Origin of the sequence: Aliivibrio sifiae (genome assembly GCF_002954715.1) — a bacterium.
Classification (GTDB): domain Bacteria; phylum Pseudomonadota; class Gammaproteobacteria; order Enterobacterales; family Vibrionaceae; genus Aliivibrio; species Aliivibrio sifiae.
In genome coordinates this window covers 1,243,623-1,255,484 of record NZ_MSCP01000002.1, presented here as the reverse complement: position 1 = coordinate 1,255,484, position 11,862 = coordinate 1,243,623, and the positions used below count along the sequence as shown (strand labels likewise).

Here is an 11,862-nt window from a genome sequence, read left to right as displayed (position 1 = left end):
AAAAGATAAGGAACATGTTTATGAGTAAGCCATCACCACGAGTATTAACCGTCATCAACAACGTACTGCTAACAAAAAATATGCAGCGTATTACGTTTAAAGCTGGTGATTTATCTGATTTTGAAACCGAGAGCGAAGGCGGGTACATCAAGCTATTGTTTAATGAGAATGGTGGAACAGATCTTTCTGGGATAGAGGAAGGCGAACGTCCTAAAATGCGTACCTATACTATTCGTCATTTACGTAAAGAGCAGAACGAATTAGATGTGGATTTTGTACGTCATCATCACTCTGTTGATTGTGTTAATGCTGATAGTGGTGGTTTTGCGTCTAATTGGTCACAACAAGTTAAAGTAGGTAGTCAAATTTCTATTGTTGGTCCTGGTTCAATCAAAGGGCTTACTAAAGAGGCAGATTGGTTTTTCTTAGTAGCAGACATGACGGCATTACCAGCGTTATCTGCAAAGTTAGAAGTACTGCCATCAGGCGCAATTGGTTATGCAGTGATTGAAATTAATCATGAGTCAGACAAGCAAGTATTGGTTAAACCTGAGGGTATTAATATAGTCTGGGTGGTTAAACAGCAAGATGGTTTAACAGAAAGTAAATTAATTAATATTGTTCGTGCTCAAGTATGGAAACCAGGTCGAGTGGCTATTTGGAGTGCGTGTGAGTTTAATAATATGAAGCAGCTTCGTACGTATTTCCGTAATGAGAAAGAAATAGATAAAGATGATATTTATATCAGTAGTTATTGGAAAGAAGGCTGCACAGAAGATGGGCATAAAGTTGCTAAGCATGAAGATCAGTTAGCAGGAGCTTAACGTAATTATAGATAATAAAGCGTTATGAATGGTTAATTAATTCGTTTTTTATCTTAATGATTTTTGAGCTACACCCCACATTTATTTTCAGAAATACCTCTTATACTGAGGGCAATCTGATTGAAAAGGGAATGCCAATGCTAAATGAAAACCATGCTTTTATCTTAGATTTTCCGGAGCTTAAATTAGACATTGTTCAGCTAAATCACGACGATTCTACATTCAAGGCTGAGCTACAGAAATACCATCAACTGGATTATGACATTAGAGAATTGGAAATATCAGGCAGTCCAATTGATGATGAAAATATGAATACATTAAAGTTGCAGCGTATGGAGTTAAAAGACATTCTGTATAAGCAACTGACAGCGCATCATGAGACCGCAAGTAATTAATATCAAGTGATTGAACTCAAAACGAAAAAGCCGACTAGCAGATAGTCGGCTTTTCTATATAAATTCATTATCAATAATGATTATGCTTTAACGAGTACACTTGCTTCTTGTTTGGCTTTTTTAGTTTTTACTTGAGCTAAAATGACACCAGAAATAACCATTAACCCACCCATTAAATGATAACTCTCAATCTTCTCTCCGAGTAAAATTGCGGCAAGTGACACTGCAACCACTGGTAGCAAATTCATGAACATCGCACTTGATTCTGCACCAATGACATCAATGGCTTTTACCCACATCCAAGGCGCTAAAATAGACGCGGCAATTGATGCGTACATAATAAGAGGAATAGAACGTTCAGTTGGTAATAAACTGTCGCTGGTCAACCATAGTGGCGTTAGCATAGCAACTGCAAATATGCCCTGCATATAAATTAACTGCCAACTAGAGATTGGCATTTTCCAACGTTTGAGTAAAACACAATAAGCAGCATAAGAGCAGGCAGCGATTACCATCAAGCCATCGCCTTCAGTTATAGGCTGATGTAAGAAGAAAGTAATATCTCCATGACCAAGCATAAATGTCAGCCCTGCTAATGAAATTACTGCACCTACAATACTTAATTTGGAAATGCGTTTACCCAATAAAGGTAAGCTAAGAAAGATACTAATTAAGGGGACTAAAGAGGTAATTAATGACATGTTAGATGCTGTTGTCGTTAACCCCGCGTAATAACCTAAAGACTGATTTAATACCATGCCAAGTAATGCCAAAAATGCCAATTTAGAAAGGTAAGGGCGAATAACATGACGTGATTTAATGACTGAAGGCAAACAAAATGGAGTTAATAAAAGCATTGCAAATGCCCAACGATAAAAACTCATAGCACTTGGTTCTATAGCCGATGCAGCCATTTTATTTATGATAGAGTTACCACCCCAGATCAGGACGGTAAATAATGGTAATAGGTAATACATGTGATCTGCATCTCGTTAATAGGTAATGAGATGTAGTTTGACAGGTCTATTAAAATATATATATCTTTAATCAGACATTTTGATTTAGTAGAAAGACATAATGGTATTAAACCAGATTAGCATTACATTTTGTGTTTCATGCCGGCCATTACTTTCTTCACTGGTGCTTTGAATTGTTCTTTATCACCATTTTTGAAGTTTAGTGTCACATCAATAAACTCTTCTTCTTTTAAGGGTTGTGTTAGTTCAAATAACATAATGTGCAGGCCACCAGGTTTTAGCATCACATCTTTGTTTTTTGGGATATCAATGGTATCAACTTCGCGCATTTTCATCATTCCGTCGGTTTTAACTACAGTATGAAGTTCCACTTTTTTAGCTATTGATGTGCTTGCTGATATTAATGTGCGATCTTCATTGCCTGTATTTTTAATTGTCATGAAGATTGCGCTATTAACGGCATTTGGTGGTGTTGCGCGCGCATATGGGTTTTCAATTACCAATTCGCTTTGAGCAAAAGCCGTTGAGCTTAATAAAAGTGCACTTAGAGCAAAGATTGTTTTTTTCATTAGATATTCCTTTAAAGGGTTATGGTCAATGATTGACACTAATTATTATTGTGAAAGAGAAAGTATCGCTTCCACGATTGGTTCTGGAGTTGTGGTGTGAGGTACTTTTGTTATTAAAGTGCCGTCGGGTTTTAAAAAATAAAAGTAAGAAGAGTGGTCAATCGTATACTCTAATGCAGAGTCTGCGAGTTCTGTTTTATGAAAGATAACGCCATAGCGCTCGGCTAGCATTGTTATTGCTTCTAGAGATCCAGAGGAGCCTTCGATAGTAGAATGAAAGTAGTGAGCATATTCGGCGGAATGCTCAGGGTTGTCTCTTTCTGGATCAAGCGTAATAAATATTGGACGAAATTGAGCCAGCGTGTTGGCGTCTATTTGGTTTAATGCACCAGACAACATGGCGAGAGAGGTTGGACATACATCTGGGCAGCGAGTAAACCCAAAGTAAACGATACGGATACGAGGATCATTCAGATCGAACAGAGCGATTTTTTTATTTTCTAATCCATAAAGTGCAGTGTCTGCTTTGGAAAAAGATAGGTAAGCTTGTTTAGCGCCAAATCCTAATAGAATCAGAGCGATAATCAGTATGGTTTTTTTCATTGTACAGCCTTTAATGAAATAGGAATTGAGTTTGAACCGTCACTGATGGTTCCAATCCATGTCATGGTATTTTGGGTGCATATTGGCAATAAGATCTTACCTTCATAGGTTTCGCTTGTTGTTTTATGCAATTGAAAGAGAGGCTTTCCCATAGACATATCTAGTCCTTCAAGAGAAACCACAATATTTTCAGCCATAGAGTTTGGCCAATTAACACTAATAGAACTAGATTCTAAAGGTGTTAATGTATCCCTCTCTAATTTAATTGTTACGCCGTTTTTTACACAAGCATGGCTAGATAATTGACAACTTTCTTCAACAGTAATTGTCGGTGTTATGTGACTCTTTACTAATGTTGTTAGCTCTGAGAAAAAGAAACCGATAAAGAATAAGGCTAGTAGCGATAAAATTTTAACCGTAGAAGTAAGCATCTTCATATAGATAATGGCTCAAGAAAAATATGCATAAATGGTAACATAAGGTAAATTCTGGATAGAATACTTGTTGTGGTAATGTGAGCTTAGTTAATAACCTAAAGCAAAGGTGAATGAGAAATGAACAAAAAACGATGTGAGTGGGCTGAAGTATCGGATCTTGATCGAGATTATCATGATAATGAATGGGGGGTGCCGGTTTACGATGAACGCAAATTATTTGAATGCTTAACATTGGAAGGTGCACAAGCCGGTTTAAGCTGGTCGACTATTTTAAAGAAACGTGAAGGCTATCAATTGTTATTTGATAATTTTGATATTGAAAAAATAAGTCAATACGATGAAGCAAAGGTCGAAGCACTAATGGTAGATGCACGTATTGTTCGTCATCGATTAAAAATTAATTCAGTAATAACTAACGCACATGCATTTATCAAAATACAAAAAGAGTTTGGTGGTTTTTCTCAGTATCTCTGGAGTTACGTTGATGATAAACCGATTATAAATCATTGGGCTACAATGGCAGAGGTTCCCGCTACAACAGAATTATCGGATAAGCTAAGTAAAGATTTAAAAAAACGTGGTTTTAAGTTTGTAGGTTCAACTATTTGCTATGCATTCTTACAAGCAACGGGTGTTGTAAATGATCATTTGGTTAATTGTCCTTGTTATGCTAATAATAACATATGAGTAACATTTGAATGTGAACGTTTTAAAGTAGGTAGACTGCAATAGATAGGGAGGGACAATTATGGATAAAAAATCCTTACCAAACTCAAAAGAAACAATTATAGAAACGGTAGATGTTGATGGGACATACCAAGAAGAATTACGTAAAAAGGAAGAGAGACGTAATTACCCATCAAAACCTGTTTTATATGAGAGAAGATTTAAAGAAGATCGTCGGCATAAAGATAAGGTAGATATCAAAATATAAATCTTATATTTACTTATTGAGTGTGAACTAGCTCTCATTTTTTCTATTTGTCAGGTCGTTGTAAATTTTCTCATTTTTAATGCTTTTACGTCAGAAAATTGCTTGTATTCCATACAAAATAGGAGGATTATCCGACTTCCTTTTCACTTGTATCAAAATGTTTCTAATATGAACCAGTTCGACTCTTTATTACCGCCACAAATGGCTGAACGCGCTGCTGAAGTTGGCGTAGCAAAAGCAACTAAAGACCCATTTAAATCATTTTTATTAGCAATTACCGCTGGTATACACATTGGTATTGCTTTTATCTTTTATACTACAGTGACCACCGGTGCTGAAGATATGCCTTGGGGGATGACTCACTTTATTGGTGGTTTAGCCTTCAGTCTTGGTCTTATTTTAGTGGTTGTTACTGGTGGTGAGCTATTTACCAGCTCGGTATTAACATTAGTTGCTCGTGCAAGTGGAAAAATAAGCTGGAAAAGCTTATGTGCTAACTGGGCTGTTGTTTATATTGGTAACTTTATTGGTGCGATGCTGTTAGTTGGTATCATGCTAGTTGCAAAACAATACATGAGTGATGGCGGTGCTGTTGGTATTAATACCATGAAAATTGCACAGCATAAATTACATCACGGTTTTTGGCAGGCGGTTGCGCTAGGCCTTATGTGTAATGTATTGGTATGTGTTGGTGTATGGATGACATTCTCTGGCCGTACATTAACGGATAAAATCTTAGTGATGATTCTTCCTGTTGCAATGTTTGTATCTGCAGGTTTTGAGCACTGTATTGCTAACATGTTCCAAATCCCAATGGCTGTTGGTATAAAAACTTTTGCTTCTCCAGAGTTTTGGTCGACAAGTGGTTATACAGCATTAGATTTTGCTGATTTAACACTAAGTAACTTTGTGATTAATAATCTGATCCCAGTGACAATTGGTAACATCATCGGTGGTGGTATTTTTGTTGGTATGGGTTACTGGATTATCTATCTGCGTGAACCAAATCACCATTAATCTTATGTTTCTGACATAGATTGTAAAGAAAGGAGCGTATTGAACGCTCCTTTTTTTTGTACCTGAAATTTACAGTTATTGGCTTGTCTTTATTCTAAAAAATATCGCATAAAAGAGAGGAATTACTACCAAGGTTAAGATCGTAGCAAACAGTAAACCAAACATAATAGTTACCGCCATACTTTTAAAGAATGGATCAATTAGCAATGGTGCAACTCCTAATATTGTGGTTAATGCACCTAGTAATACCGGCCTTGCACGACTTAATGATGCATCAATAATTGCGTGATAAGGCGCTTTTCCATGACCGACCTCAACATCTGCTTGGTCAACAAGTACGATTGCATTTTTCACCATCATTCCTATAAGACTTAAGAATCCAAGAATTGCCATAAATTCAAAGGGGGTTTGAAACACAATTAAGCCTATTGAAACCCCAATAATTGCCAGTGGTGCCGTTAACCAAATGACTAATGGTTGGCGCAGTGCATTGAACATAAAAATAACCGCTAAGATCATCGCTGCAAATCCATAAGGAGCAGAAATGACGAGGCCTTCATTCGCATCTTTAGAAGCTTTATATTCGCCATACCAAATCAGTTCATATCCAGATGGAAGGTCTATTGCTTCAATCTTCGTTCGCACTTGTGCAAATGCGTCGGCAGTTAATACACCCGGTGCTGGATCTGCTTGAACTAAAATGGTCGGCATTCTATCAATTCGACGTAGAATGGCATCTTCCCAAACCAGATTTGATGACTCAATGAACTGACTTACTGAGATAAAGCTGCCTGTTGCGGGACTAAATACCTCTGTATTTTCAATTGCACGCTGATGATTACGTTCAGTTTCTGGTGAGCGAGCAACGATCGGAATTAAATCATTACCTTCACGATAAACACCAACATTTCGTCCAGATAAAGTTTGAGCGATGGCTTTATTGATCTCTTGTATCGTTAACCCAAATTGCTGTGCTTTCTCTTCTGAAAACTGAGGACGTAATACCGGAACTTGTTGACGCCAATCATCTTGAACAGCGATCAGTTGTGGATCATTTAGCATCGTCGCTTTGGCTTGTTCTGCTAATTGACGTAATACATGGCTGTCTGGACCTTTGAACCCTGCTTCAATCTTTTTACCGCCGCCACGACCTAGCATGAATTTCCACACTTTTATTGACGCGTCAGTGTACTTATCATCTAATTCAGTTTGTAGTTCTATCAATAATGGCGCGATATTTTTATAATTATCAATATCAATCAATAGCTGACCATAACTTGGATTACGCGCTTCTGGCGAATAAGTTAGCATAAAGCGCAGACCCCCACCGCCAACAAAACTGGTGATATTAGTAATACCTTCTTTTTGTTTTACGTCTTGTTCTATTCCCGCAATAGTTTCTTCGGTGCGTTTGATATCAGAACCTTGTGGTAAATAGACATCAACCACGAATTGAGCGCGTTGCGATTCAGGCATAAACCCGGGTGGAATGTATCGGACACCATAGATTGAAGTAAATAAAACAATTAATAGTAGGCTTACACTAATGCCTCGATGGGCTAATACCCAAGTTAATAATTGACGGTATTGTTGGCTGATACGGCTCGCTGGGGCTTGATTATCAATGGCTTTTACCGTTAAAAAGTCATAACACAGCATTGGTGTTATGGTGACCGCGAATACCCAACTTAATAACATGGAATATAAAATCACCCAAAACAAAGAACCAGCATATTCGCCCATGTCTGATGGAGATAAACCGATAGCACTGAACGCACAAATCCCGACAATTGTCCCTCCAAGTAAAGGCCATTTTGTTGCATTAACAACATCAGAAACGATTTCATCACGACTGTCATTTGGCGTAGTTTGTAAGCGAACTAAAATGCCGTCAGTCACAACAATCGCATTATCTACTAGCATACCTAATGCAATGATCAGAGCCCCCAAAGAGATCCTTTGCATGGCAATATCTTGAATGAGCATTATGCATAAAGTACCAGCAACGGTTAGTAATAAAACAAACCCAATGATCACTCCAGAGCGTAATCCCATGAACAATAGTAATACGACAAATACGATGACTACCGCAGCAATTAAGTTATCAATAAAGTTGGTTACTGATGCGCGAACCGAATCAGATTGCATGGAAATAATGTTAAGTTCGATGCCTAATGGACGCTGCCTTTCAAGTTCTGAAATACGGGCTTTTACAGCATCTCCCATATCAACCACGTTACCACCAGAGACATTTGAAATACCAAAACCGACAGCACGTTCACCATTGTAACGAACGAGCATTGAGGTTGGTTCTTGATACCCACGAGTAATCGTTGCTATGTCGCCAAGGCGAAGTACCGTATTATGATCACCTAGATTAACTTGCAAGTTATTTAAATCATTAATTGAGTTAATTCCTGAGTTTGGAATAACGGGGATCCGCATTGAATTGGTTTCAATACTGCCAGCGACAGTGATGATGTTTTGCTTTTGTAGTACTTGGTATACTTTTTCAGCAGACACACCAAACTGCGCCATACGCTCACTCGACATCTCTACAAAAATGGTCTCTTGGCGTTCACCTAATGTTGCTGTTTTGGCTACACCAGGAACAAGAACTAGTTCACGGCGCAAATCATCCACATAGTCTTGCAGTTGTTTATCACTAAAACCTTCGCCAGTTACAGCAAAGAATAATGAATATACGTCAGAAAAATCATCATTAACAATTGATGGATGCGCACCTGGAGGTAATAAACGTTGAGCATCGCTGATCTTGCGGCGTAACTTATCCCATACCTGTTGCAAAGCGGCTTGGCCTTGAGCAAACTCAAGTTTGATCTCGACGGTGACTTCTGACATGCCTTGTTTCGAGACGGATTTGACCTCTTTGACTTCTTGAAGTGATTGAACGGCACCTTCAATAATATCGGTGACTTCATCAGATACTTCTTGAGCGGTTGCCCCTGAATATGGTGTATTAATGACCGCCTGGCGAATGACAAACTCAGGATCTTCGAAGCGACCTAATTTTAAGTAACTTAAATAGCCGCCAAATAGGATCAGAGTGATAAGCACCCACACAGAGGTACGCTTAGTAATGGTATAACGTGCAATGTCCATTTTTATTCCCCGTGACTCATTGCTGATTGTTCAGAATAGGGTTTTACGATCATGTCAGTTTTTATACTGGTAACGCCAGCAATGACAATGCGATCATTTATCTGCAATCCTTTCGTAATTACTACGCGATTAGTTAATAATTCACCTGTATTAACGACACGTTGCTGTACTTGATTGTGTGAATCAACAACCCACACAAATTGCCCCCCTTTGTTATCTGGTACGATAGCAGTAAGAGGTACGGTAATTAATGAATGTTCTTCGACAGTAGGAGTTGGATAGATTGGAATTACTTTTACTGTCATGCCAGGTAATACATTAAAGCCACCTAAATCTTTAAATTTCAGAACGACTGGATAGGTTTGAGTAATGGGATCGGCTTGAGTTCCATAAGTACTTAGTACAAGAGGGAAGCGTTCACTCGGGATCGCACTGATCTGAGCAATTGCTTCTGAGCCTTTTAATTCACCTAACATCACACTGTCTGGAATATTAATAAGTACTTCTAAGTTATCAAGATCATGAATGGTCAATACAGGGCTATTCACTTGTATTTGTACATGATTGTCGATCATTTTACGCCCAACAATACCATCAAAAGGAGCAGTTAATTGGGTGTATTCTAATTGACGTTTTGCTTCTTCTAATCGATTTTTTGTTAAATTATAGCGGGTACTTAGTGTGTCTAAATCACTTTTAGCAATGGCTTGGCTTTTCTCGTAAATCGCTTTGCCACGGTTGTATTCTGCTTGACTGTTTTTATATTCAACACGCGCTGACTCTAGTGCTGTTTTTGCATCACGAGGATCTAACTGCGCTAATAATTGTCCTTTTGTTACTTGTTGGCCTTCTGCAACAAGCACGTTAATAATACGTCCATTCATTCTAAACGCCAGATCAGCACGTTCCGCAGAGCGTACAACGCCGTTAAAACGTAATTGTGCATTCATACTTGGAGCAATGACTTCAATAAGGGCAGGGCGAACCGTCACCGTTTGTGCAGTGTTGGTTTGTAGGCTATTTGAGTCGCAACCTGACGCCATTAGAGTGCCAATCGCAAGGCTAACAGCCAATACGGTTTTTTTAATTAACATTACTGTAGAGATAGTTGATCTCATTGGCTCATTCCTTATGAAATAGAGTGTGGTTGAACATAAAATGAACGGATATGTTATTCATTAGTAATAAAGTAAACTATTGAGTTTATTTTATGGTTTAAATATTACAAAGTAAACTCTCGCGTATACATTTTTATTTTGAGTAGGTAGAATACGATGAGTTTATTGATGGAGGGACTATGAAAAAACTGACGCGTTCACAACAAAAGCACCTTGATATAATCAATGCAGCAAAAGAAGAGTTTATTGAGCACGGTTTCCTTTCAGCCAATATGGACAGAATCACGTCATCTGCTGAGGTGTCTAAGCGTACGCTTTATCGTCATTTTGAAAGTAAAGAAGTGTTGTTTGAATCCGTATTAACCATCATTAATAATTCAGTTAATGAAAATGTTTCTTATCAATTTGATGATGAAAAAAGCACTGAAGAACAGTTAAATGAGATTGCTTACAAAGAAATCGAAATACTTTATCAAACGTACGGAATAGCACTTGCTCGTACCATCGTGATGGAATTTTTACGCCAACCAGAAATGGCAAAAAATTTGATTAAAAACATTTATAGTATTCGAGCAATTACACAGTGGTTTAATACAGCGATTGAAGCCGGAAGACTAAAGAATGTTGATTCGAAATTGATGACTGATGTTTACGTGAGCTTATTTCAAGGGCTATTCTTTTGGCCTCAGGTAATGAATTTAGATACTGAGCCAACAGGTGAAGTAATGAAGAGTAAGGTTGATACGGTAACGTCTATTTTTATTCAATCTTATGGTATTAAATAAGAGTTAATTTTTTCCATAAAAATGGCGATTAAGATGAGGTGTATGATCCTTTTTCTTAATTGCCATTTTGTATTAATAGTGTTTTTTATACGAAAATTAGAAGATTATTTTTCGTTTTTCTTTGCGTACATTTCTAAGCCAACCACTAAGCCGATACCCAGAACGACACCAGCAACAGCAAAACCAATTAATGCAGGTTGTTGTGTTACTTGCTCATAATTGAATGGAGATAAGTTATGCTCAATAAGCGGCACTTGCTCACCTTTTGAGTTAATACGCCATTCAATCACTTCTTTCCAAGGCCAGATTTTACCTAATGTACCAGCCATTAAACCAGTCAAAAAGATTAACGTAATATCACGAAATTTTCTTAATAAGAAAGAAAGTACATGTGAGAAACTTAATAAACCAATCAAACAACCTGAAGCAAATAAACCCATAGTTACTAAATCTAATGATTTTACGGCACCAAGAACTGGGCTGTACATACCGATAAGCAGAAGGATGAAGCTGCCTGAAATACCTGGTAAAATCATCGCACAAATAGCGATAGAACCAGCAAGGATATAAGTGAAGGTTGATGGTGTCATTGTCATTGGGTTTAGCACGGTAATGCTATAAGCAAATGCTGCCCCTGCTAATAGCATAACAAAACGATCTAATGACCATTTTTCAATTTGTTTTGCTATATGGATAATTGAAATGATGATCAATCCAAAGAAGAATGACCATAATGGAATTGGGTGAGTATGAAGCATCCAAGTGATGAATTTTGCTAGCGTTAAGATACTAGTAAGGATCCCACCAAAAAGAGAGATAAGGAAAAAGCCATTAATATGGGCAAATGCGGCTTTAAATCCTTCGCGTTTCCATAATCCTAAAATTGAAGGGTTAATACGGCGGATACTTTCTAAAAGCGTATCGTAAATACCAGTAATAAAGGCAATCGTACCACCAGATACTCCAGGAACAACGTCAGCTGCGCCCATTGCCATTCCTTTGAAGAATGTCGTTAAATAGTTCATTTTAGCTCTATATAGATAAAGAAAAACTTATGCACAATGCATAAATATTTTATGA

The 11,862-nt window shown here is 37.7% G+C and carries 13 protein-coding genes; 6 read left to right on the top strand and 7 right to left on the bottom strand.

Features of this window, described 5'->3' with window-relative positions:
• The first annotated feature begins 20 nt into the window (after positions 1 to 20).
• Together BTO23_RS16765 and BTO23_RS16760 are read left to right on the top strand one after the other, a co-directional pair.
• The gene (locus tag BTO23_RS16765; RefSeq protein WP_060992834.1) at positions 21 to 824 is read left to right on the top strand and encodes a siderophore-interacting protein; all 804 of its coding nucleotides are present in this window, start codon (positions 21 to 23) and stop codon (positions 822 to 824) included.
• A gap of 137 nt (positions 825 to 961) precedes the next feature.
• A complete protein-coding gene (locus tag BTO23_RS16760) occupies positions 962 to 1,219 on the top strand; it encodes an HP1242/YdcH family protein (protein ID WP_105064091.1) in 258 nt (85 codons plus the stop codon).
• 80 nt (positions 1,220 to 1,299) lie between these two features.
• On the opposite strand, the gene BTO23_RS16755 is transcribed toward BTO23_RS16760, so the two are convergent.
• The 4 genes from BTO23_RS16755 to BTO23_RS16740 all read right to left on the bottom strand — a co-directional run bounded on the left by BTO23_RS16755 (position 1,300) and on the right by BTO23_RS16740 (position 3,805).
• Entirely contained in the window at positions 1,300 to 2,196 is an 897-nt protein-coding gene (locus tag BTO23_RS16755; RefSeq protein WP_060992835.1) for a DMT family transporter, read from the bottom strand.
• A gap of 122 nt (positions 2,197 to 2,318) precedes the next feature.
• Positions 2,319 to 2,765, bottom strand: a complete 447-nt coding sequence (locus BTO23_RS16750) for a copper chaperone PCu(A)C (RefSeq protein WP_060992836.1) — start codon at positions 2,763 to 2,765, stop codon at positions 2,319 to 2,321.
• 45 nt (positions 2,766 to 2,810) lie between these two features.
• Positions 2,811 to 3,368 (bottom strand): SCO family protein, encoded by a 558-nt coding sequence (locus BTO23_RS16745; RefSeq protein ID WP_105064090.1) that lies wholly within the window; start codon positions 3,366 to 3,368, stop codon positions 2,811 to 2,813.
• Entirely contained in the window at positions 3,365 to 3,805 is a 441-nt protein-coding gene (locus tag BTO23_RS16740) for a hypothetical protein (protein ID WP_105064089.1), read from the bottom strand. Before BTO23_RS16740 ends, BTO23_RS16745 begins: the two co-directional genes overlap by 4 nt.
• Before the next feature lie 117 nt (positions 3,806 to 3,922).
• On the opposite strand from BTO23_RS16740, the gene BTO23_RS16735 reads away from it, so the two are divergent.
• The 3 genes from BTO23_RS16735 (at position 3,923) to focA (ending at position 5,756) form a co-directional block, all read left to right on the top strand.
• A complete protein-coding gene (locus tag BTO23_RS16735) occupies positions 3,923 to 4,492 on the top strand; it encodes a DNA-3-methyladenine glycosylase I (RefSeq protein WP_061004281.1) in 570 nt (189 codons plus the stop codon).
• A gap of 61 nt (positions 4,493 to 4,553) precedes the next feature.
• Positions 4,554 to 4,739: a hypothetical protein gene (locus tag BTO23_RS16730; RefSeq protein WP_060992840.1), complete on the top strand. Its 186-nt coding sequence runs from the start codon at positions 4,554 to 4,556 to the stop codon at positions 4,737 to 4,739.
• Between the two features lie 168 nt (positions 4,740 to 4,907).
• Positions 4,908 to 5,756, top strand: coding sequence for a formate transporter FocA (gene focA / locus BTO23_RS16725; protein ID WP_061029216.1), 849 nt, complete (start codon positions 4,908 to 4,910; stop codon positions 5,754 to 5,756).
• Positions 5,757 to 5,831: 75 nt separating this feature from the next.
• Here focA and BTO23_RS16720 read toward each other — a convergent pair whose 3' ends face one another.
• Complete coding sequence (locus BTO23_RS16720; RefSeq protein WP_105064088.1) at positions 5,832 to 8,879, bottom strand: efflux RND transporter permease subunit; 3,048 nt, start codon at positions 8,877 to 8,879, stop codon at positions 5,832 to 5,834.
• A gap of 2 nt (positions 8,880 to 8,881) precedes the next feature.
• Positions 8,882 to 9,997 (bottom strand): efflux RND transporter periplasmic adaptor subunit, encoded by a 1,116-nt coding sequence (locus tag BTO23_RS16715; RefSeq protein ID WP_060992843.1) that lies wholly within the window; start codon positions 9,995 to 9,997, stop codon positions 8,882 to 8,884.
• 179 nt (positions 9,998 to 10,176) lie between these two features.
• Between BTO23_RS16715 and BTO23_RS16710 the strand changes: the two genes are divergently transcribed.
• A complete protein-coding gene (locus tag BTO23_RS16710; RefSeq protein ID WP_081091579.1) occupies positions 10,177 to 10,782 on the top strand; it encodes a TetR/AcrR family transcriptional regulator in 606 nt (201 codons plus the stop codon).
• A 104-nt stretch (positions 10,783 to 10,886) separates the two neighbouring features.
• On the opposite strand, the gene BTO23_RS16705 is transcribed toward BTO23_RS16710, so the two are convergent.
• Complete coding sequence (locus BTO23_RS16705) at positions 10,887 to 11,807, bottom strand: polyprenyl-phosphate transporter (protein WP_105064087.1); 921 nt, start codon at positions 11,805 to 11,807, stop codon at positions 10,887 to 10,889.
• Positions 11,808 to 11,862 lie beyond the last annotated feature (55 nt).